Below are 21,361 nucleotides of genomic sequence, written 5' to 3' on the forward strand. Positions count from 1 at the left end.
GTCCCCGCCCGCCTGCCACGACGTCGTCGTCGAGCCGTCGTCCGCGGCGTCACCACCGTGACGTCGCGGCCGCCATGAGGTCACCGAAGAGGAGGCCGTGGTCGACCTCGAACCCACGACGCGTGAACCAGTCCCCGATGTTGCGCGCGTCGCGCTCGAGGAACTCGGGCCCGTGCGGGTTGCCGATGACGTCGACGACCTGCGGCCAGTCGATGATGACGAGCCTGGCCGCCTCGCCCTCGCCGTCGAGAAGGACGTTGTACGGCGAGAGGTCGCCGTGCGCCCAGCCCAGCTCGGCGAGCCGGAGCATCGCGTCGCGCAGCTGCTCGAAGAGCCCGGGCAGCAGCTCCGGGTCCGGACGGGTCTGCGCGAGCCGCGGCGCAGCCTGCCCGTCGGGAGTGCCGATGAACTCCATCAGCATCTCCTCGTCGGACATCTGCACCGGGTACGGCACGGGCAGGCCCTCGTGCCAGAGCCGGACCAGCGTCTCGAACTCCGCGAAGGCCCAGAGCCCACTGATGAGCTCCTTGCCGAACGAGGTACGCGTGCGGATGGCCCGCGTCTCGCGCGACTTGCGGACCCGACGGCCCTCGAGGTAGCCGGCGTCGCGGTGGAAGAGCCGGTTCCTGCTCGACCGGTACCGCTTGCCGGCCATGAGCACGTCGCGGTCGGGCGAGCCTGGCACCCACCGCCGGACGAGGTGGACGTCGGCCTCCTTGCCCGTCTTGAGGACGCCGAGGTCGGACTCCACGGCTCCGAGGTCGGTGATGACCCACTCGGGGCGCGGCTTGGGACCGTGGGTCGCACCGTCCCACGACGACCACCGCTCGCCTTCGGGTGGACCGTCGGGGTCGGTGTCGACCGCGTACTGCTCGACGTCGAGGTCGGACAGGCGGCCGTCGGTCAGGTGAGGGTCGAATACCTCGTATTCGTCCTCGTGGAAAGCATTGAAAGACAAGGAAACTCCAAGGAAGAAGTGAGCTGGGCGGTCATGCCCGGGACCGTGATCGACATGTCACCCTCCTTGGGTCGGTGCGGACGGCCGTATGCGGCCCGCTCTGGTAGAGAGTGGCGCGGGCGCGCGCCGTCGGCAACCGATTTACGCGGCCGACGCGCCCCACGACCCGGCCCGCACGGGTCCTCCCGGACGACTTGTGCCGTTTCGGTATCAAAGCCGCCCTCTGCCGCTCTACCGTGGCAAGGAGCAGGGTCCGTCTCGGAGGTGAGCCAGGAATGCCGACCGCGTCCTTCGGTGGGGGAGCGGTGCGCGTACGCACGCCCCGGGACTACGACGCCACGCCCGCGCCGGACCGCTCCCGCGACCTCCCGCTGCCCTCGTCGGCCGGGGCGCGCAAGGAGGGCGTCCTCGCCGCCCTCCAGGACGAGCAGTTCGACGTCGTCGAGCGGATCGCCCTCTCCCCGAGGGCCTCTCGTAACCTGGACAGCGCTGCAGCCAACCGCGTGGGGACCGTCGCGGTCGACGTCGACGTGCCCCCGGAACAGGACGCCGTCGTCCTCGTCGAGCGGGACGGCGTGTGGTCCTGGCACCTGCCGAGGGGCCGCACCCGAGGGCTGGGCGACGGCTCGCGGACGGTCAGCTTCCGCATCGACGTGCAGCCGACGCGTCCGTCCACGCCGTCCCGACGCCGACCGGCCGCTCGCGGTGACCGAACCCGAGCCCTCGGACCGCCCGGAACCACGGACCGGGGCCTGCTCGGTGACCTCGTGCACGGGGCGGCGGAGGCGGTCGTCCTGCGGTTCGCGTCACCGCTGCTCGACACGCTCGTCGACCGGCTCGAGACCGGGACCCGCACCGGCCTCGTCCACGTCACCGACGAGCCGGTCGAGACGTGGCTCCCCGTCGAGACGCTGGCCGACGTCCCCCTCCCGACCGACCGGCCCGCGCGGGTCCTGCTCCTCGTCCACGGGACGTTCTCCTCGACCGCGGGGGCCTTCGGCGCGTTGTCGCTGGCCCCCGGGGCCGGTGGATTCGTGCGGACCCTCGTCGAGGCCTACGACGCCGTCATCGGTTACGACCACCGCACCCTGAGCCTCGACCCGGAGCAGAACGCCCGCGACCTGCTCGAGCGGCTCCACGTCGCGGGGGTGCGCGACGACCTCGTCCTCGACGTCGTGACGCACAGCCGTGGCGGGCTCGTGACCCGGTCGTTCATCGAGTCGGTGCTGCCCGGGTCCGGCTGGGGAGCAACGGTCGACACCGCCGTGTTCGTCGCCTCGACGCACGGTGGGACGCACCTGGCCGACCCGGCCCGGTGGCGCGACCTCGTCGACCTCTACACCAACCTCGTCACGCTCGCTGCGAGCGGGCTCGGGCTCGTCCCGGGCGCGGCTCCCTTCGCGGCGGTCGTCGGCGGCGTCGTGCGGGCGGTCGGCAGCCTCGTCAAGGTCCTCGCGACCGCGGCCACGGCGAGCGGTGACGACGCCGCGGTCCCGGGCCTGGCCGCCATGGTGCCCGGTGGGCCCTTCGTCACCGACCTCAACGCGGACCAGCCGGGTCAGCCCGGGCCGGGGACGAGCTGGTACGTCGTCAGCAGCGACTTCCACGCCTCCCTCGACGGCCACGACGCCCCGGCCCGGCTCCCCAAGGAGCTGGCCACCGTGCTCGCCGAGGGGTTCGTCGACGGGCTCTTCCACGGCCCCAACGACCTCGTCGTCGACGTCGCGTCGATGTCGGCCATCGGACCACCGAGCGGGGGCTACGTGCGCGACACCCTGGCCCTGGGCACCAACGGGACGGTCACGCACGTCGACTACTTCGCCCAGCTCGAGGTGATCGGTGCACTGTCGCAGTGGCTGCCGCTGGGGCTCGGTGCCGGCGCCGGCGACGACGCGTCGCTCCCGGACTGGATGACGGCCGGTGCCGAGCCGATGCCGCCGGCGCCGCTGCCGCCGGCGCCGCTGCCGCCGGCGCCGCTGCCGCCTCAGGTCGGCGCGGAGCCCGAGGAGCCCACCGGTGGCGGGCCGCGCGACCTCCCACCGGCGCCCGCCGGCCGCGTCACGGCCCGGCGCGCGACCCCGGAGCCGGCCCCCGAACCGGCCGCCGCGCCGACGACGCGCGCCGGCCTGGCCGCCGAGATGCCCTCGCTCCTGACGCCGGGCCAGACCTTCACCGTGCGCGTGCGGCTCGCTCGCGGGCGGCTCACGGCCACCGAGGGCACGGCGAGCGTCACCGAGACCGTCGAGCTCGTCGCGGAGCGACCGGTGTCGGTGCAGGTGCTCGGCAAGGACAACGTCGAGGTGCTCGAGCGCGAGGCGAAGGTGTTCGGCCTGCCGAGCGGCGACTGGGCGAGCGAGCTGACCTTCTCCGCGCGACCCCTCGCAGACGGGCCGGTCTCGGTCGCGGTCGTCCTGCGCCAGGGATGGGTACCCGTGGCGAACGTGACCCTCGACGCGAAGGCCGGTGCCGCGTCCGTCGTGACGCCGCCACCGGTGAGCGCGACCGTGCACCCCGGCATCGATGCTCCCGAGCTCGACGGGCTGCCGTGCCTCGACATCGTCGAGTGCCGCCGGCCGAGCGGTGAGCGCGTCTACTCCTATGCCGTGCGGCTGGTGCCCGGAGAGGAGCCGCACCTGTTCGAGTCCGGTCCGATCGTCGGTCGCGACGACTTCGTCCGGGAGCGCATCGCCGAGGTGGAGCGCGTCATCCGCGACCCCGACCTCAGCGATGCGCGCCGCCTCAAGCAGCTGCAGAACACCGGCTCGTTGCTGTTCGAGCAGTTCTTCCCCGCGGACATGCGGGCCTACCTCTGGGCCAACCGCGACCGGGTCAGCGACCTCCTCGTCTACACGGACGAGCCGTACGTGCCTTGGGAGCTGTTCCACCTCAAGCCGCCCCGGGGCAAGCGCGGCGTCGAGCCGCGGTTCCTCGCCCAGGGCGGGCTCGTGCGCTGGCAGCTCGGCAGCCTTCCGCCACAGCGGATCCGCGTCCGCGCGGGGAGGGCGCGCACCATCTGCCCGGAGTACGCCGACCCGATGTTCCGCAACGACGTGGGGCTGCTCGAGGCCGCCTACCTGCACGAACGCTTCGGGGCGCGGCCGGTCACGGCCACCCCGAGCGGCGTGGAGAGGGTGCTGCGGGGTGGGACCTTCGACCTGCTCCACTTCTCCGGCCACGGCGCTGCCGACGCCGCGGACATCGCCGACGCCCGGGTGCTGCTCAAGGGGCGGCGCCGCGGGCAGGAGGTGCTCCAGCAGTTCCTCAGCTCGACCGACGTGTCGCAGAACGTCGCCTGGGCCGCTGCGGGCCGACCCGGCCCGGTCGTCGTCCTCAACGCCTGCCAGACCGGCCGTGGCGGCGAGCTGTTCACGACCGTCGGCGGCTTCGCCAAGGCCTTCCTCGACGCCGGCGCGTCGGCGTTCGTCTCGTGCCTGTGGTCCGTGCACGAGGAGCCGGCGCGGGTCTTCGTCGAGACGCTCTACGACGAGCTGCTCCGTGGCACCCCGATGGCGCGCGCCAGCGCCGCAGCCCGCACCGCCGCCCGGGAGGCGGGCGATCCCACCTGGCTCGCCTACGTCGTCTACGCCCGACCCGACGCCGTGCTCGAGATCGCTTGAGCCGCATCACACTCGCCCCCACCGCCTCGATCCTCCGCGGCGGCACGACCGCACCACAGCACCGACCGCACACGACCCCGACTCCCGAGAAGGAAGGAACGGCCATGGCACGCAAGGCCCTCTGCGTCGGCATCAACGAGTTCGCGTCGCTCCCGCGCACGAGCTGGCTCAACGGCTGCGTCAACGACGCAAACGACGTCGCGGCGGGTCTGCGCGCCTTCGGCTTCACCAAGCGCGGCACGACGGTCCTCACCGACGCCGACGCGACGAAGAAGAACATCATGAGCGCGCTCACCGACATGGTGAGGCGGGCCAAGCCCGGCGACCACCTCGTCTTCACCTTCTCCAGCCACGGGACCCAGGTGCCCAACGAACCCGGCGGCGACGCCGAGCCCGACGGCCTGGACGAGGCCTTCGCCTGCCACGACATCCGCCAGCGGGGCAACCAGTGGGACCGCGACACCGTCATCGTCGACGACGAGCTGCGCGACCTGTTCGCCTCGGTTCCGCACGGCGTCCTGCTCGAGGTGCTCCTCGACACCTGCCACAGCGGCACCGGCCTGCGTGACCTCGAGGAGATCATGCAGGCGGCCGTCCTCGGGCGCGCACCGCGCTTCCTGCCACCGCCGACGCCGGCCGGACTGGAGCAGGTACGCTCGATCAGGTCGGTCACGGCGCCGCGCACCGTCGACCGCAAGGCCCTCGTCGAGCTGACCAAGGGCCGTCGCGCCGGGGCCAAGCCGGTACTCTTCGCGGCCTGCAAGCCGGACCAGACGGCGTCCGACGCGACCTTCGACGGCCGGTCCAACGGCGCCTTCACGTACCTGTTCCTCAAGGCCCTCGCCGGCAACCGGGCCGCAACCCGTACCGAGCTCCTGCGCAGCGTGACGTCGGGCCTCAAGAGCGGTGACTTCAGCCAGCGTTCGACGCTCGAGGGCCCGGTCGCCTCGAAGAAGGTGGCCTTCGGCCAGCCCTGGTGATGCCGGGTCGCCGGTGACCGAGACCACAGGTGTCGACCCTCACAGGCGAGGGCCCTGCCCGGCCGACGAGCCCGGCGGCATACTCGGTCGCAGCCGAACCCGGCCGGTCGTCACCGACCCGCCAGGTCCCGGCACAGTCCAGCCCAGACGCAAGGTGGCGATTCGAGCATGTCCCGACTGCAGCAGACCGATGGCCTGTCCGAGGAGCAGATCGAGCTGGTCAAGCTCGTGCGTGAGTTCGTCGAGGAGCAGATCCTGCCGGTGGCCACCGAGCTGGAGCACCGCGACGAGTACCCGAGCGAGATCGTCGAGGGCATGAAGCAGATGGGGATCTTCGGGTTGATGATCCCGGAGGAGTACGGCGGGCTGGGGGAGTCGCTGCTGACGTACGCGTTGTGCGTCGAGGAGATCGCCCGGGGCTGGATGAGTGTCAGCGGGATCATCAACACCCACTTCATCGTGGCGTACATGATCCTGCAGCACGGCACCGAGGAGCAGAAGCGGCGCTACCTGCCCCGGATGGCCACCGGTGAGGTGCGGGGGGCGTTCTCGATGAGCGAGCCGGGCTGCGGCTCGGACGTCTCGGCGATCAAGACCAAGGCGGTGCGCGAGGACGACGGTGGGTGGTCGATCACCGGTCAGAAGATGTGGTTGACCAACGGTGGGTCGGCCAACCTGGTGGCGGTGCTGGTCAAGACCGACACGGGTGCGGAGTCGGTGTACCGGAACATGACGACGTTCCTGGTGGAGAAGGAGCCCGGGTTCGGCCAGACGGCCCAGGGAATCACGGTGCCGGGCAAGATCGAGAAGATGGGCTACAAGGGCGTCGACACGACCGAGCTGCTCCTGGACGGGCACCGCAGCACCGACGCCCAGGTCCTCGGCGGCGAGCCGGGGCGGGGTTTCTACCAGATGATGGACGGGGTCGAGGTGGGCCGGGTCAACGTGGCCGCGCGGGGCTGTGGGGTGGCGCGGCGGGCGTTCGAGCTGGCGGTGGCGTACGCGCAGCAGCGGGAGACCTTCGGCAAGAAGATCGTCGAGCACCAGGCGGTGCTGTTCCGGTTGGCCGACATGGCGGTCAAGGTGGAGGCGGCGCACGCGATGATGGTCAAGGCGGCCCGGACGAAGGACTCGGGGCAGCGCAACGACCTCGAGGCGGGGATGGCCAAGTACCTGGCCTCGGAGAACTGTGCCCAGGTCGTCGAGGACGCGTTCCGGATCCACGGCGGGTACGGCTACTCCAAGGAGTACGAGATCGAGCGGCTCTACCGGGAGGCGCCGATGCTGCTCATCGGGGAGGGGACCGCCGACATCCAGCGGATGATCATCGGGCGTCGCCTCCTCGAGGAGTACCGCCTCCGCGGCTGAGGTCGACGTCTCCCGGTCCCGGGTCGGGGACGGCCGGAGTGCGAGGATGAGGGCATGAGCCTGCAACCGAAGGGTCCGGGGCGACGACCGGGATTCGCGACTCTGTCCCTCGACTACCCCCTGTCACTCGGCATCTTCGACAAGTACGAGGATGCCCAGAAGGCCGTGGACACCTTGTCCGACAAGGAGTTCCCGGTCGAGAACTGCCTCATCGTCGGCACCGAGCTCAAGCAGCTCGAACGGGTCACCGCACGGCTCACGTGGGGCCGCGTGGCGCTCGGCGGACTGCTGTCGGGCATCTGGCTCGGCCTGTTCGTCGGTCTAATCCTCATGCTCTTCACCCAGACCTCCAACCCCACGAGCATCCTGCTGCTGACCGTCGTCTACGGCGCAGGGTTCGGGCTGATCTGGTCCCTCGTCGGCTACTCGTTCACGCGCGGAGCACGCGACTTCTCCTCGGTGAGCCAGGTCGTCGCCACGAAGTACGAGGTGTTCTGCGAGCACAAGTTCGCCCAGCAGGGGCGGGCCATCCTCGCCGAGGCCGGCATCGTCGGTCTGCACCCGTCGCCGGCCTCGCCCGACCGGCCGCCGCAGCCCGGACCGCCGCCCCCGGCGGTCTAGGGCCGGGCACCCGGGGCGTGCAACGGTTCGTCGCCCCGACGTGTCTGCTCGGGTGAAGGACCACCCGATGGAGGGAGCCCCATGCCCACCCGCCCGTCCCACACCCGCGCCGGCACGGTCACCCGTAGCCGCGTGCTCGCCACCGCCCGCCGCGTCCTGCTCACCGGCGCGGCCCTCGCCTCGGCGTCGGCCCTGGTGGCCTGCGGCACGACCCCGGCACCCCGGCCGGGGCCGGGCTCCGGCGGGACGGCCCTGCCGCACGTGACACCGGGCGTGAAGCGGCCGGTCACGGCGCAGCGGCTCGAAGCCGACGGCGCCCTCTCGTGCCCCCGGAGCCTCGCCTCCGCCGACGGCCTCACCGTCCCGCACCAGCCGCAGGGACTCGACGGCAACGCCCGACTGCTTCCCCCGCGCGACCCCGCCTCCCTCGTCGTGTGCGCGTACCCGACGATGACGGTGACCTCGCCCCAGCCGCCCACGGCGCCGTATCGCCTGTCCCGGCGCACCGTGGCCTCGCCCGAGCTGCGAGCCCGCGTCGTCGACCTGTTCTCCTGGGCACCCCGCTGGAACGGGCAGGAGAACGTCTGCACCATGATGGCCGGCGACGAGACGGCCTACCTCGTGGGCGTGCGCTACGACGACGCCGTCGTCTGGGTCGCCGCCAAGGCCGACGCGAACTCGTGCTCACGAGCCACCAACGGTGACTTCACGTCGGGGGCCGCCCTCGGGGTCCCCCTGCGCGCGATGCTCACCGGCCTCCCCATGCCGGCCGGGAAGCGATGTGACGCAAGGACGTTCGGGCGCCTGGGCGACGAGCGGACCCTGGCGCCCGAGGGTGCGCCCCTCGTGACCGTGTGCCGCACGGCCGAGGACGGCACGACGAGAGCCACCGGCCTGGACCGGTCCAGGTCGGCGCAGGTGGTCGCCGCCCTTCGGGCCCTGCCGGTGCGTCCGACCGCGCACACCTGCACCGGCTCGGGCGCGGCGTCGGACGGGCGTTTCCACCTCGTGCTGACCTACCCGGAGGGCCCGGCGGTGCGCGTCGACGTCGACCCCGACTGCATGCCTCCCGTGCGGGGCGGCGGAGTCGAGTCCGCCGAGGTCGGCGACGTCGTGCGCCTCGTCGAGCGGTGGAGCCCCCGCATCCCCGGCCCCGACCCCGACGGCGCCGTCTCGTCACCCACCGCGGTCATGACCGCCGCCACCCCGTAGGCGCAGCCCCGGTCGGCGCGCCCGGGTGCGGGGTCAGGCCGTGATGCCGCGCTCGGCCCAGAGCCGGGCGATCCACGCCTCGACGTCGGCGCTGCTGCGCGGCATCGCCGCGGAGAGGTTCTCGCAGCCGTCCTCGGTGATGAGGACGTCGTCCTCGATGCGGACGCCGTTGCCCCGCAGCTCCGCCGGGACGAGCTCGTCGTCGGCCTTGAAGTAGAGACCGGGCTCGACGGTCAGGATCATGCCCGGCTCGAGCACGGCGTCGTTGTACTCCTCCCGCGTGGCGAGGGCGCAGTCGTGCACGTCGATGCCGAGGTGGTGGCTCGTGCCGTGCACCATCCAGCGGCGGTGGTACTGGCCGTGCTCCGCGTCGAGGGTGCCCTCGACGTCGACGCCCTCGGGCAGCAGGCCCCACTCGTGCAGGTGCTCGGCGATGACCCGGATGGCCGCGGCGTGCACGTCGGAGAACCTGTTGCCGGGCTTGCACGCCGCGATGCCGGCCTCCTGGGCCGCGAAGACCGCGTCGTAGATCCGGCGCTGGGCGTCGCTGAAGGTGCCGCTGACCGGAAGGGTGCGGGTGATGTCAGCGGTGAAGAGCGAGTCGACCTCGACGCCGGCGTCGAGGAGCAGCAGGTCGCCCTCGGCGATGTCGCCGGTGTTCTTGATCCAGTGCAGCGTGTTGGCGTGGTCCCCGCTCGCGCAGATCGAGTCGTAGCCGACGCCGTTGCCGTGGTGGCGCGCGTACAGGCCGAAGACACCCTCGACCCACCGCTCGCCGCGGCCGCGCCGGACGGCCTCGGGGAGGTCGGCGATGACGGCCTCGAAACCCCGGCGCGTGCCCTCGACGGCCGAGCGCATCTGCTCGACCTCCCAGTCGTCCTTGACGAGCCGCAGCAGCGACAGGAAGTGGGCCAGCGCCTCGTCCGCCTCGCGCTCGCGCTCGGTGCGCGACTCGACCTCGGCGGCGTCCTGGGACTCGGCGGCAGCGGCGCGCGCCCGGTCGACGCGCTCGGCGACCTCGGCGTCGGCGTCGCGGACGACCCGGACCGTCACGGACCCGGCGTCCTTGGCCACGGCGTCGGCGAGCTCGTCGATGTGGCGGGCCGTGAGGCCGAGCTCGGACTCGACGTCGGCGAGGGTGGGCCGCGCCCCGACCCAGAACTCGCCGTAGCGCGAGTCGCCGAAGAACTCCTCGGTGTCGCGGTCGGCCAAGGGGCGGAAGTAGAGGACCGCCTCGTGACCGGCGGCCTCGCCCTCACCCGTCGGCTCGAGGACGAGCACGGCGTCCGGCTCGCGGTCACCGCCGAGACCGGTGAGGTGCGCGAAGGCGCTGTGCGGGCGGAAGACGTAGTCGGTGTCGTTGCTGCGCACCTTGAGGCCGCCGGCGGGCACGACGAGGCGCTCACCCCGGAAGGCGGCGCTCACGGCGGCACGACGCTTGGCGGCCCAGTCGGCGACCTCGGACCGGGGGGTCACCCCGGTGCTCCGCGGCGCCCAGCCGGAGGCGACGAAGGCCCGGAACTCGTCGGTCGTCGGGCGCTTGCGGCTCGGTGAGGACTGCTGCTTCTCGCTCATCACCGGCTCATCGTGTCACGAACCGGCTGCGGCGCCGTAGCCGGTTTCCGACGGGTCAGGGCCCGGGCCCCGGCCCGGGCTCCGGCCCGGCCTCCGGCACGGTGGGGGCCTCGTGGCGGCGCGGCGTCGGGGTCCTAGAGTCGGGGAGGTGGCGCGCACCGACCGACCGACCCGGCCCACGACCGCACGACGGGCCCTGCCCTCGCTCCGGGCGAGCACGCGCCGGGCCATGCGGCCGAGCGGCCCGCCGACCGACGAGATCCCCGTCTGGACCACCCCGGACGGCGTCGACCGCGACACCGCCCTCGCCGTCATCGACCTGGCGATGCGCGCCGGCGTCGCGATGCTCTCCACGGGGGCCGCCGCGGCCGACGTCACGGCCACCGTCCTCATGCTCACCAAGGCCTACGGCCTGTCCGCCGTGCACGTCGACGTGACGTACACGTCGGTGACGGTGTCCTACCACCGCGGCCCCCACGCCGACCCGATGACGGTGCTGCGCATCGTCCGGTTCCGCGTCCAGGACTACACCCGGCTCGAGCGGCTGCGCGACCTCATCGTCGGGCTGGTCCAGGACCCCGTCGCCGTCGACGAGGCGAGGGTGCGCTTCGACGCCGTCATCACGGCGCCGCACCCGTACCGACGCTGGCTGGTCACCGTGGCCGGGGGAGCGCTCGCCGCCGGCGCGGCCGGGCTGCTCGGCGCCGGCTGGCTGCTCATCCTGACGAGCTTCGTCACCGCGACCATCGTCGGACGCGTCATCACCTGGCTCACCGGGGCGGGCGTGGCGGCGTTCTTCGCCCAGTGCGTCGGCGCGGCCATCCCGACGGCCGCGGCGACGCTCGTCGTCGTCGCCGGCTCGTTCGGCGTCGAGGTGGCCGAGGGGGTGTCGCCGTCCCTCGTCGTCGCGTCCGGCATCGTCCTGCTGCTGTCCGGGCTGTCCGTCGTCGGTGCGGCCGAGGACGCCCTCGAGGGCTACTACGTCACGGCCGGCGCGCGCGCCTTCGAGGTCGTCGTCCTGTCGCTCGGCATCGCCGTCGGCATCTCTGTCGTGCTCGCCGTCGGCAAGAGGCTCGACTACCCGATCGCCATCTCGTCGCAGACGCAGCTGACCGGCAACCTCACGGTCCAGGTGGTCTGCGCGGCGATCATCTCAGTGTCCTTCGCAGTGTCGTCGTACGCGAGCGGGCGGGCCGTCGCGGTGGCCGGTGTCGCCGGCGCCCTCGGCTGGCTCGTCCTCGCAGCGGCCGAGCGGCTGTCCTTCGGGGCCGTGTCGGCCTCGGCGCTCGCGGCGCTGCTCATCGGCTTCACCGCCCGGCTCGTGTCGCGACGCCTCGGCGTCTCCGCGCTGGCCGTCACCACCGCCGCGATCGTGCCGCTCCTGCCGGGACGGATGGCCTACGAGGGCATCTCGGCGCTCGTGACCGACCCCGACGGCAACGGCTTCGCGGTCGGCGTGCCGACGCTGCTGCAGGCGTTCGGCCTCGGCCTGGGCCTGGCTGCCGGCGTGTCGCTCGGTACGTACTTCGCGGGGCTGCTCGACGCCAAGAAGCAGGGCGTGCGCCCCCGCCCCGCCGCGGGGGCGACGCTGCCCGCCGACCCCGACCGCGACGCCGCGACGAGCACCGCGCCGGTCCTGTCCGACACGGGTGAGCTGTCGGCGGTCCTCGAGGAGGCCGCTGCCGGCGGCGTGTCCGGGCCCGCTGCCGGCGGCGTGTCCGGGGCGGCGGCCGCCGGCGGGTCCGACCCGGCCGCCCCCGGCGGGTCCGACGACGCCGCCGCCCCCGGGTCGGCGCAGCCCGTGGGCCACACGACCTCCTCGCGGGTTCGGTGACGCAGGCCACGGCGTGAGCAAGCCCACGGCGTCCGGCGGTGTCTCGTCGCAGGAGGCTCGGGCAGGCTGGGCAGCGTTGGCCGTCGGTGTCTGGCAGATGGAGGAGCGATGCAGTTCGGGCGCAGCTACGAGGAGTTCGAGGTCGGGGCCGTGTACAAGCACTGGCCCGGCAAGACGGTCACCGAGTACGACGACCACCTCTTCTGCCTGCTGACGATGAACCACCACCCGCTGCACCTCGACACGCACTACGCGGAGGAGACGACGCAGTTCGGCCGGAACGTCGTCGTCGGCAACTACGTCTACTCGATCCTGCTCGGCATGTCGGTCCCCGACATCTCCGGCAAGGCCATCGCGAACCTCGAGATCGAGTCGCTGCGCCACGTCGCGCCGACCTTCCACGGCGACACGCTCTACGGCGAGACACGGGTGCTCGACAAGTGGGAGTCGACGTCGAAGGACGACCGCGGCGTCGTGCACGTCGAGACGATCGGCTACAAGCAGGACGGCACGGTCGTGTGCATCTTCCGGCGCAAGGTCATGGTGCCGAAGCAGAGCTACCTCGAGGCACGCGGCGGCGAGCAGCCCGGCCGCCCCACCCCGGTCCCGGACCGGAACTGGCCCGGCCCCGACCCCACGCCCCGCCCCTGACGCCCCGACGCAACGCCACGACCGCCGCGCCCCGAACCCTCCGCGCCTGAACCCGCCGCGCCTGAACCCACCGCGCCTGAACCCACCGCGCCCCGTCGTCGTGCAACACACCGAGCACCTGCCAACTCGTGCGAGGTGTTCCTGGCGTGGGTTGGCAGCTGCTCGGTGTGTTGCGGGTGATCCACAGGGGGTGGCGGCGGGCCGTGCCGTCCACAGGCGGTTGCTCGGACGATGCGCCGTCCGTGTCGCAGCGCGACGATCGCTCGATGGACCCTCGACTCCAGGCCCTGGCGGGTGAACAGCACGGCGTCTTCACCGCCGCCGAGGCGGGTGCGAGAGGCGTCGACGCCATCGCCTTGCGTGACGCCGTACGCCACGGACACGTCGTCCGCGTCCGGCGCGGGGCCTACGTGAGCAGAGACCTGCTGCACGCGGCCGACCGCGTCGGGCGCTACCGGCTGGCCGCGATGGCGGTCGCCCGCACCCGGCCCGGCGAGGCCCTGAGCCACCACGCGGCCCTGGCCGTGCACCGCCTTCCGCTGTGGTCCGCGGACCTGAGCCGCATCGACCTCGTCGGCGCGGGGCGCCAAGTGGTCAGGCGTCGGGACGTGACCGTGTGGCCCCGGCGCGGCGTGGCCACCCCGACATTCCTGGGTGTTCCGGTGGTCTCCGCCGCGAGGGCCGTCGTCGGCACGGCGCTGACCATGGGCGCCGAGTGCGCGGTGGTGGCGGGCGACGCCGCCCTGCGGGCCGGCACGGTGACGATGCCGGAGCTGCTCGACGAGGTGGCGAGGGTCTCCCCGCACGAGGGCCGGCGTCGGGCTCTCGACGCGGTGCTGCGCATGGACGCCGGAGCCGAGTCGGTCGGCGAGTCGCGTACCCGGATGATCCTGCAGGACCTCGGCCTGTCACACGAGAGCCAGGTCGTCATCACGGACGCCGACAGGTTCGTCGCGCGGGTCGACTTCGTCGTCGAGGGCGTCGTGCTGGAGTTCGACGGAGAGGTCAAGTACGGCCGGGTCCGTGACCGGTCCGACGAACAGCCGGACGACCCCGCGGAGGTCCTCTGGCTGGAGAAGCGCCGGGAGGACCGGGTGCGCCGGCTCGGGTACCCCTTCGAGCGCGTCATCTGGTCCGAGCTCGACCGCCCCGGGCTGCTGGGTGCGAGGATCCGAGCCGCCCGCCCGGCTCGTCGCTCCGCCTGACCAAACCCGAACCCACCCCCTCGGCCGGCCGGCCGCTGCCGGCGCAACCCGCAAACCGCCCGCCCCCGTGTCACCCAACACACCGAGCACCTGCCAACGGCGACAGGAGTACCCATCTCGGGTTGGCAGCTGCTCGGTGTGTTGCGGGGCCAGAGGCGAGTGTTGTGCGGGGGTGGCGGTGCGTGTTGGCGCGGGGGCGGCGGTGCGTGTCGGGGCGGGCGGTGCGGGCCGACGGGGACGGTGGGGCCGTGGATCGAGGAGCCGGGGGCGGCTTCGCCCGTACGCTGGGGCTCGTGAGCACGGGCAGGGGAGGGTCGCCGGTCATCGACCTGCACACCCACTCGACGGTCAGCGACGGCACCGACACCCCGTCGGAGCTCGTCGCGGCGGCGGCCGTCGCCGGCGTCGACGTGCTCGCCCTCACCGACCACGACACCGTCGGCGGCTGGGCCGAGGCCGCCGAGGCCGCCGCCGAGCACGGCATCGCGCTCGTGCGCGGCATCGAGGTGTCGTGCACGTGGCGGTACGCGTCGATCCACCTCCTGGGCTACCTCACCGACCCCTCGGACGCCGAGCTGACGCGCGCGCTGGCGCGGGCCCGTGACAGCCGGGCGACGCGGCTCGAGCGGATGGTGGCCAGGATGGCCGACGACGGCATCCCCCTCACCTACGAGCAGGTGCTGACGCAGGTCGCGCCGGGAGCGACCCCGGGACGGCCCCACATCGCCGACGCGCTGATCGCGAACGGGGTCATCGCCCACCGCGACGAGGCGTTCCGCGAGTGGCTCACCGACGACTCGCCGTACTACGTCGGTCACTGGTCCCCGGACCCCGTCCAGGCCGTCGAGCTGGTCCGGGCAGCGGGCGGCGTGCCGGTGGTCGCCCACCCGTTCACGCGGACCCGCACCGGTGGGCTGACCGACGACCTCATCGAACGCATGGCCGACGCGGGCCTCGTCGGACTCGAGGTCTTCCACCGCGACCACGGGCCCCGGGAGGTCGCGCGGGCCACGGCGCTCGCGGCCCGGCTCGGCCTCGTCGCCACCGGGTCGAGCGACTACCACGGCACCGGCAAGCTGAACCGCCTCGGCGAGAACACGACGGCCCCGGAGGTGCTCGAGGTGATCGAGGCCGCGGCGAACGGCGTGACACCGGTGCTGCGTCCCTGACGGCGCCGCTGCTGGCCCTGGCGGGTCGGGGCGGCGTGTCGTGCCTGGGTGTCCGGCGGCGTGTGGGGCGGCGTGTGGTGCGGCGGGCTGTCGGGGGTGAACCGTAGGGTGACGGCGTGAGCATCGGAGCGACGCAGCAGCCGAGCTTCGCGGGCATGCCGACACCGCTCTACACCGGCTCGCCCTCGCGGCTCCTCGCGTGGCTCGACTGCCCGCGCCGGTACCGCATGCAGTACCTCGACCGGCCCCGGCCCGCGGCACGTCCGCAGCGCGCGCACACCTCGGTGGGCATCGCGACGCACAACGTCCTTCGCGACTTCTGGGACCTGCCGCCCTCCGAGCGAACCCCGGCCGGGGTCGCCGAGCTCGTGCGCACGTCCTGGATCGACGTCGGGTTCCGCGACCCCGAGCAGTCGATGGCCTGGCGCCTGCGGGTGCGCGACGCCGTCACCGAGTACCTGCGCCGCAGCGACCGCGACCGGCAGCCCGTGGGCCTCGAGCGCAGCGTCTCCCTCAAGACCGGCGAGATCGCCGTGACGGGCCGCATCGACCGTCTCGACGACCGCGACGGCGAGCTCGTCGTCGTCGACTACAAGACCGGCCGGCAGGTCCCCACCGACGACGACGCCCGCACCTCGCTGCCGCTCGCGCTCTACGCCGTCGCCGCGGCCCGGATGTTCCGCCGGCCGTGCCTGCGCGTCGAGCTGCACCACGTCCCCACCGGAACCGTCGCGAGCCACGTGCACACCGATGACTCGCTGGCCCGCAAGGTCGCCGAGGCGGAGTCCATCGCCACCGACCTGCGCCGCGCCGACGCCGACTTCGCCGAGGTCGGCGTCGAGTCCACGCGCTTCGCCCCACGGCCCTCGCCACTGTGCTCGTGGTGCGACTTCCGCGCACACTGCCCGGAGGGGCAGCAACAGGGCCCCGAGAAGTCCGACTGGGCCGGGCTCGAGCGCGACGACGACCAGGAAGGGCTCCCATGACCGACCTGCGCGACGCGTTCCTCGCGGCGGCCGACCACGTCCTCGCCCTCGTGTCCCGCGACGACGTCGCCGAGGCCTGGAACCGCCCGAGCGCCCTGCCCGCCTGGGACGTCGGCGGTCTCGTCGCCCACCTCGCCGGACAGCCGTCGACGGTGGTGACGCTCCTGTCGGCCGAGCCGGCGCGCGACCCGATACCGCTCGAGGAGCACTACCGCCGCTCGGCGTGGGTCGGTGCCGACCTCGACGACGAGGTCAACGTCGCGATCCGCGAGGGCAGCGACGAGAAGGCCGCCGCCGGACGCGACGAGGTCCTCGCGGGCGTCCTCGCGGCCCGGGAGGTGCTGCCCGACCTGTTGGCCGCGCAGCCGGCCGACCGCGCGGTGCTCATCCCGTGGCAGGGCTGGTCGCTGCGCCGCGACGACTTCCTGACCGGTCGGATGATGGAGGTCGTCGTGCACGGTGAGGACGTCGCCGCGAGCGTCGGGTTCACCGCCCCGCAGCTGCCCGACGACGTCCTCGACCCCGTGCTGCGCCTGCTGACGCACCTCGCCGCCGAGACGCACGGCCAGGGCGCCGTCGTCTCGGCCCTCTCGCGCTCCGAGCGCGCTCCGCGGACCATCTCGGCGTTCTGAGCGCCGGCCTGACACACTTGCCGCCATGGCCGCCCGTTCCCGCCAGGACGCCAGCAGCACTCCACTCACCCCATCCGCACCATCGGCCCCACCCGGGGTCCCACCGAGCCGTCCCACGGTGCTCGCCGTCGCCAACCAGAAGGGTGGCGTCGCCAAGACGACGTCCGTCGCCAGCCTCGGGGCCGCCTTCGCCGAGCACGGCAGGCGCGTCCTGCTCGTCGACCTCGACCCGCAGGCCTGTCTCACCTTCTCCCTCGGGGTCGACCCCGACGCCGTCGAGCAGTCCGTGCACGACGTGCTGACCGGCCGGACGCCGCTCGCCGACGTCGTCGTCTCGTGCGAGGAGGGCGTCGACCTCGTGCCGTCGACGATCGACCTCGCCGGTGCAGAGGCAGCCCTCATGCCCCGCCCCGGCCGCGAGTACGTCCTTCGCGGCGCCCTCGAGGACCTCGCAACGGCCTACGACGTCGTGCTGCTCGACTGCTCGCCGAGCCTCGGCGTGCTCACCCTCAACGCGCTCACCGCCTCCGACGGCCTCGTCATCCCGATGCCGTGCGAGATGCTGAGCCACCGGGGCGTCGGGCAGCTGCTCGACACCGTCGCCGACGTGCAGCGCATCCTCAACCGCGACCTGCAGGTCTGGGGCATCCTGCCGACGCTCTTCGACGGCCGCAGCAACCACGCCCGCGAGGTCCTCGCCGACGTGGGGGAGCGCTATGACCTGCCGGTCCTCGACCCCCCGATCCCCAAGACGGTTCGGTTCGCCGAGGCGCCCGCCGTCGGGCGGTCGATCCTGTCCACGGCCCGCACCTCCCGCGGCGCGCAGGCCTACCGGGACGTCGCGGCGTCGCTCCTGCCGCGTCTGTGACCGGACGCCGGGAATGTCTCGTCGACCGGTGACGCTGCATCCGAGAGTGTCGCCCATCTTCCGTGAAGGAGAACCCTGTGATTTCCACGCCCGCACTGGTCGCACCCCACGCCGGAGCCCCCTTCGAGGCCCGGAGCGTCGAGCACCGCGACCTGCGTGACGACGACGTCCTCATCGACATCGCGTTCGCCGGCATCTGTCACAGCGACATCCACCAGGTCCGCGAGGAGTGGGGCAGCGCGATCTTCCCCATGGTCCCCGGCCACGAGATCGCCGGCGTCGTCTCCGCCGTCGGTGACGGCGTCACGACGTACAAGGTCGGAGACCGCGTCGGCGTCGGGTGCATGGTCGACTCGTGCGGTGAGTGCGAGTTCTGCAAGAACGGCGAGGAGCAGTTCTGCACCAAGGGCGCCGTCATGACCTACAACGGCACGGGCTACGACGGCGAGAAGACCAAGGGGGGCTACGCCCGGCAGGTCGTCGTCTCCGAGCGCTTCGCCGTCGCGATCCCCGACGGCCTCGAGCTCGACGTCGCCGCCCCGCTGCTCTGTGCGGGCATCACGGTGTACTCGCCGCTCAAGCGCTGGGGCGCCGGCCCCGGCAAGAAGGTCGCCGTCATCGGCCTCGGCGGTCTCGGCCACATGGCCGTCAAGCTGGCTGCCGCCATGGGCGCCGAGGTCAGCGTGCTGAGCCGTACCGACGCCAAGAAGGAGGACGGCCTCGCCCTCGGCGCCACGAGCTACCACGCCACCTCCGAGGACGGCGTCCTCGCCGGTCTCAGGAGCAGCTTCGACCTCATCGTCAACACGGTGAGCGCCGACCTGCCGATGCAGACCTACATCGGGCTGCTGCGCCCGCTCGGCGTCATCGCCAACGTCGGGCTGCCCACGGGCAACTACGACTTCGCACCCGGTGCCGTCGTCGGCGGCAGCCGCGTCGTCGCGGGGTCGAACATCGGTGGCATCCCCGCCACGGCCGAGATGCTCGCCTTCTGCGCCGAGCACGGCATCGGCGCGACGGTCGAGACGATCTCTGCCGACGAGGTCGACGCCGCCTACGACCGTGTCGTCGCCGGCGACGTCCGCTACCGCTTCGTCATCGACACCGCCACGATCGGCTCGCCTTCCTGAGACGGGCGCCCCCGGTCAGGCGGTCTCCGGCTCCGGGTCCAGCGCGGGCAGGCCGTCGATCGAGGTCGCGTTCTTCTGCGAGCGATAGGTCACCAGCCCCGCCGGTCCCCGCTTGTCGGCCCACGAGGTGAGCAGGTCGCGCTGGGCCGTGTACTCGTAGCGCGGCACGGCGAACCCGCAGGAGTCCGAGACCCGTTCGACGTCCACGACGACCAGTCCGCGCACGCCCGGCAGGTCGACGTCGAACCGGCCGGCCCACGCGTCGAACTCGTCGTCGCCCGGACGCAGGTGCCGGCCCGTGCCGTGCAGGCGCACGATGTTCGGCGGGCCCTCGAAGGCGCAGAACATCAACGTGATCCGGCCGTTCTCCCGCAGGTGGGCGACCGTCTCCGCGCCGCTTCCGGTGAGGTCGAGGTAGGCGACCGTGTGCTCGTCCACGACGAGGAACGTGCCGTCGACGCCCTTCGGCGAGACGTTGACGTGCCCGTCGGCCGCGAGGGGCGCGGTCGCGACGAAGAACATCCGCTGGGCCTCGATGAACGCGTGCAGCCGTCCGTCGATCGACTCGTGCAGCTTCATGGTGGGCAGCCTAGGTCCAGGCCCTGGGCTGACCTCGGCGCGACCGCAGGTCGGAACGGGAGGGGCCGCGTCCCACAGGACGCGGCCCCTCCTCCTCGGATCTGGTGCCCTCAGAGCGGGCAGACATCGCCGGCGGTCACTCGGTGCCGGACGCGGCGGGCGCGCTGCCGGCCTGCTGGCCACCCTGCTCGCCTCGGCCGCCCCGGCCGGCGCCACCGCGGCGACGGCGACGACGCGGCTGCGACGACCCGCCCTCGCCGGCGCTCGTGCCGGCACCCTCGGCGGCGGCCCCGGCAGGGTTATCGCCTGCCGCAGCCGCAGTGGCCTCGGCGGCCGACGGGGCCGCACCGGCTGCGGCGGCACCGCCACCACGGGTGCGACGACGGTTGCGCTGGCGACGCGGCCGGCTCTCGCCGTCCTCGCGCTGCTCGCCCGACGCGTCCCGGCCGGCCGGGCGGTCACCACGCGAGGCGCCGCCCCGGGAGGACGTGCCGTGCGACTGGCCCTTGCCGTGGCGCTTGCCGGTCTCGCCGAGGTCCTCGATCTCCTCGGCGGCCAGGCCCGCACGGGTCTGCTGGGACTTGCGCAGGTAGCCCTTCGCGTCGGTCGGGATGTCGAGGTCGGTGAAGAGGTGGTCCGAGCTGGAGTAGGTCTCCTGCGGGTCGGGGATGCCGAGGTCGAGCGTCTTGTTGATGAGCGCCCAGCGGTGCAGGTCGTCCCAGTCGACGAACGTCACGGCCACACCGGTGTTCCCGGCGCGCGCCGTGCGGCCGATGCGGTGCAGGTAGGTCTTCTCGTCCTCGGGGCACTGGTAGTTGATGACGTGCGTGACGTTGTCGACGTCGATGCCGCGGGCGGCGACGTCCGTGGCGACGAGGATGTCGACCTTGCCGTTGCGGAAGGCCCGCAGCGCCTGCTCGCGGGCGCCCTGGCCGAGGTCGCCGTGGATCGCCGCGGCGGCGAAGCCGCGCTCGACGAGCTCGTCGGCGACCTTGGCGGCGGTCCGCTTGGTGCGGCTGAAGATGATGGTCAGCCCCCGGTCCTTGGCCTGGAGCATCCGCGAGAGCATCTCGACCTTGTCGAGGGCGTGCGCGCGGTAGACGAACTGCTCGACGGCCTTGACGGTGTGGGCGTTCTCCGTGTCGTCACCCATCGCGCGGATGTGCGTGGGCTGCGACATGTACCGGCGGGCCAGGGCCACGATGGCACCGGGCATCGTCGCCGAGAAGAGCATCGTCTGGCGCGAGGCGGGCGTGAGCGACATGAGCGTCTCGACGTCGGGCAGGAAGCCGAGGTCGAGCATCTCGTCGGCCTCGTCGAGGACGACGGTGCGCGCCTGCGACAGGTCGAGGTGGCCCTGCTTGGACAGGTCGATGAGCCGGCCCGGCGTGCCGACGACGACCTCGACGCCCTCCTTGAGGGCGTCGACCTGCGGCTCGTACGCGCGGCCGCCGTAGACGGTGAGGACGCGGATGCCGCGGCGCCGGCCGGCGCGCTCGAGGTCACCGGCCACCTGGACGGCCAGCTCACGCGTCGGAGCCACGGCGAGCGCCTGCGGCTTGCCCGGACGCGTCAGCGAGGCGAACGCGTCGTCACCGGGCGCCACGACGCGGTTGAGGATCGGCACGCCGAAACCGAGCGTCTTGCCGGTGCCGGTCTTGGCCTGGCCGATGATGTCGTGGCCCGACAGCGCGACGGGAAGCGTCATCGCCTGGATCGGGAACGGGTGGGTGATGCCCGCGTCGGCGAGGGAGGCGACGATGTCGGGATGGACGTCGAAGTCGGCGAAGGTCAGCTCCGGCGACACCTCGGCGGCGGTCTCGGCTGGGTTCTCCGCCGCTGCGTCGGTGGCAGGGGCAGGAACGGCGGCATCGGTGGTGACCTCGGTCTCGGCCGGGGTCTCGTGGGTCTGGGTCATGTGTGTCTCTCGATCGGCACGAGCACCCCGCGGACGCGGGAGCTCAGTGGCGGGACGG

General features: G+C 73.0%; 17 protein-coding genes. 13 read left to right on the forward strand and 4 right to left on the reverse strand.

Annotated features, from left to right (window positions below):
- Positions 1 to 49: 49 nt before the first annotated feature.
- Positions 50 to 958 carry a serine protein kinase RIO gene (locus AC1VM9_RS13175; protein ID WP_481342223.1) on the reverse strand — a complete coding sequence of 303 codons (909 nt, stop codon included), beginning with the start codon at positions 956 to 958 and terminating at the stop codon, positions 50 to 52.
- A 275-nt stretch (positions 959 to 1,233) separates the two neighbouring features.
- On the opposite strand from AC1VM9_RS13175, the gene AC1VM9_RS13180 reads away from it, so the two are divergent.
- The 5 genes from AC1VM9_RS13180 to AC1VM9_RS13200 all read left to right on the forward strand — a co-directional run bounded on the left by AC1VM9_RS13180 (position 1,234) and on the right by AC1VM9_RS13200 (position 8,756).
- The gene (locus tag AC1VM9_RS13180; RefSeq protein ID WP_483122956.1) at positions 1,234 to 4,575 is read left to right on the forward strand and encodes a DUF7379 domain-containing protein; all 3,342 of its coding nucleotides are present in this window, start codon (positions 1,234 to 1,236) and stop codon (positions 4,573 to 4,575) included.
- A gap of 104 nt (positions 4,576 to 4,679) precedes the next feature.
- Positions 4,680 to 5,555, forward strand: a complete 876-nt coding sequence (locus AC1VM9_RS13185) for a caspase family protein (protein ID WP_481342225.1) — start codon at positions 4,680 to 4,682, stop codon at positions 5,553 to 5,555.
- 168 nt (positions 5,556 to 5,723) lie between these two features.
- On the forward strand, positions 5,724 to 6,923 hold the full coding sequence (locus AC1VM9_RS13190; protein WP_481342226.1) for an acyl-CoA dehydrogenase family protein: 1,200 nt from the start codon (positions 5,724 to 5,726) through the stop codon (positions 6,921 to 6,923).
- A 54-nt stretch (positions 6,924 to 6,977) separates the two neighbouring features.
- Positions 6,978 to 7,544, forward strand: coding sequence for a YflT domain-containing protein (locus tag AC1VM9_RS13195; RefSeq protein ID WP_483122957.1), 567 nt, complete (start codon positions 6,978 to 6,980; stop codon positions 7,542 to 7,544).
- An 81-nt stretch (positions 7,545 to 7,625) separates the two neighbouring features.
- Entirely contained in the window at positions 7,626 to 8,756 is a 1,131-nt protein-coding gene (locus AC1VM9_RS13200) for a hypothetical protein (RefSeq protein WP_483122958.1), read from the forward strand.
- 33 nt (positions 8,757 to 8,789) lie between these two features.
- Here the strand turns inward: AC1VM9_RS13200 and AC1VM9_RS13205 are convergent, their stop codons facing one another.
- A complete protein-coding gene (locus AC1VM9_RS13205; protein ID WP_481343835.1) occupies positions 8,790 to 10,331 on the reverse strand; it encodes an aminopeptidase P family protein in 1,542 nt (513 codons plus the stop codon).
- A gap of 148 nt (positions 10,332 to 10,479) precedes the next feature.
- On the opposite strand from AC1VM9_RS13205, the gene AC1VM9_RS13210 reads away from it, so the two are divergent.
- The 8 genes from AC1VM9_RS13210 to AC1VM9_RS13245 all read left to right on the forward strand — a co-directional run bounded on the left by AC1VM9_RS13210 (position 10,480) and on the right by AC1VM9_RS13245 (position 18,806).
- A complete protein-coding gene (locus AC1VM9_RS13210) occupies positions 10,480 to 12,165 on the forward strand; it encodes a threonine/serine exporter family protein (RefSeq protein WP_481343834.1) in 1,686 nt (561 codons plus the stop codon).
- 108 nt (positions 12,166 to 12,273) lie between these two features.
- Positions 12,274 to 12,816, forward strand: a complete 543-nt coding sequence (locus AC1VM9_RS13215) for a MaoC family dehydratase (RefSeq protein WP_483122960.1) — start codon at positions 12,274 to 12,276, stop codon at positions 12,814 to 12,816.
- A gap of 266 nt (positions 12,817 to 13,082) precedes the next feature.
- Positions 13,083 to 14,021 carry a type IV toxin-antitoxin system AbiEi family antitoxin domain-containing protein gene (locus AC1VM9_RS13220; protein WP_483122962.1) on the forward strand — a complete coding sequence of 313 codons (939 nt, stop codon included), beginning with the start codon at positions 13,083 to 13,085 and terminating at the stop codon, positions 14,019 to 14,021.
- 293 nt (positions 14,022 to 14,314) lie between these two features.
- Positions 14,315 to 15,190: a PHP domain-containing protein gene (locus AC1VM9_RS13225; RefSeq protein WP_483122963.1), complete on the forward strand. Its 876-nt coding sequence runs from the start codon at positions 14,315 to 14,317 to the stop codon at positions 15,188 to 15,190.
- A 116-nt stretch (positions 15,191 to 15,306) separates the two neighbouring features.
- A complete protein-coding gene (locus tag AC1VM9_RS13230; RefSeq protein WP_481343826.1) occupies positions 15,307 to 16,176 on the forward strand; it encodes a RecB family exonuclease in 870 nt (289 codons plus the stop codon).
- Positions 16,173 to 16,808, forward strand: coding sequence for a maleylpyruvate isomerase N-terminal domain-containing protein (locus AC1VM9_RS13235; RefSeq protein ID WP_481343825.1), 636 nt, complete (start codon positions 16,173 to 16,175; stop codon positions 16,806 to 16,808). The genes AC1VM9_RS13230 and AC1VM9_RS13235 overlap by 4 nt, the downstream gene beginning before the upstream one ends.
- 25 nt (positions 16,809 to 16,833) lie before the next feature.
- A complete protein-coding gene (locus tag AC1VM9_RS13240; RefSeq protein WP_481343824.1) occupies positions 16,834 to 17,676 on the forward strand; it encodes a ParA family protein in 843 nt (280 codons plus the stop codon).
- A gap of 77 nt (positions 17,677 to 17,753) precedes the next feature.
- Entirely contained in the window at positions 17,754 to 18,806 is a 1,053-nt protein-coding gene (locus AC1VM9_RS13245; RefSeq protein WP_481343823.1) for an NAD(P)-dependent alcohol dehydrogenase, read from the forward strand.
- A 15-nt stretch (positions 18,807 to 18,821) separates the two neighbouring features.
- Here AC1VM9_RS13245 and AC1VM9_RS13250 read toward each other — a convergent pair whose 3' ends face one another.
- Entirely contained in the window at positions 18,822 to 19,385 is a 564-nt protein-coding gene (locus AC1VM9_RS13250) for a pyridoxamine 5'-phosphate oxidase family protein (protein ID WP_481343822.1), read from the reverse strand.
- Positions 19,386 to 19,521: 136 nt separating this feature from the next.
- Positions 19,522 to 21,303 carry a DEAD/DEAH box helicase gene (locus AC1VM9_RS13255; RefSeq protein WP_483122965.1) on the reverse strand — a complete coding sequence of 594 codons (1,782 nt, stop codon included), beginning with the start codon at positions 21,301 to 21,303 and terminating at the stop codon, positions 19,522 to 19,524.
- Between the last annotated feature and the right edge of the window lie 58 nt (positions 21,304 to 21,361).

It is taken from the genome of Monashia sp. HAY1-11D (assembly GCF_056868035.1).

Bases quoted from the DNA above. Each gene is read 5' to 3' on its own strand.
- AC1VM9_RS13180 (WP_483122956.1), top strand. From the start codon at position 1,234: ATGCCGACCGCGTCCTTCGGTGGGGGAGCGGTGCGCGTACGCACGCCC.
- AC1VM9_RS13250 (WP_481343822.1), bottom strand. From the start codon at position 19,385: ATGAAGCTGCACGAGTCGATCGACGGACGGCTGCACGCGTTCATCGAG.
- AC1VM9_RS13185 (WP_481342225.1), top strand. From the start codon at position 4,680: ATGGCACGCAAGGCCCTCTGCGTCGGCATCAACGAGTTCGCGTCGCTC.
- AC1VM9_RS13215 (WP_483122960.1), top strand. From the start codon at position 12,274: ATGCAGTTCGGGCGCAGCTACGAGGAGTTCGAGGTCGGGGCCGTGTAC.
- AC1VM9_RS13190 (WP_481342226.1), top strand. From the start codon at position 5,724: ATGTCCCGACTGCAGCAGACCGATGGCCTGTCCGAGGAGCAGATCGAG.
- AC1VM9_RS13195 (WP_483122957.1), top strand. From the start codon at position 6,978: ATGAGCCTGCAACCGAAGGGTCCGGGGCGACGACCGGGATTCGCGACT.
- AC1VM9_RS13235 (WP_481343825.1), top strand. From the start codon at position 16,173: ATGACCGACCTGCGCGACGCGTTCCTCGCGGCGGCCGACCACGTCCTC.
- AC1VM9_RS13205 (WP_481343835.1), bottom strand. From the start codon at position 10,331: ATGAGCGAGAAGCAGCAGTCCTCACCGAGCCGCAAGCGCCCGACGACC.
- AC1VM9_RS13200 (WP_483122958.1), top strand. From the start codon at position 7,626: ATGCCCACCCGCCCGTCCCACACCCGCGCCGGCACGGTCACCCGTAGC.
- AC1VM9_RS13220 (WP_483122962.1), top strand. From the start codon at position 13,083: ATGGACCCTCGACTCCAGGCCCTGGCGGGTGAACAGCACGGCGTCTTC.
- AC1VM9_RS13240 (WP_481343824.1), top strand. From the start codon at position 16,834: ATGGCCGCCCGTTCCCGCCAGGACGCCAGCAGCACTCCACTCACCCCA.
- AC1VM9_RS13255 (WP_483122965.1), bottom strand. From the start codon at position 21,303: ATGACCCAGACCCACGAGACCCCGGCCGAGACCGAGGTCACCACCGAT.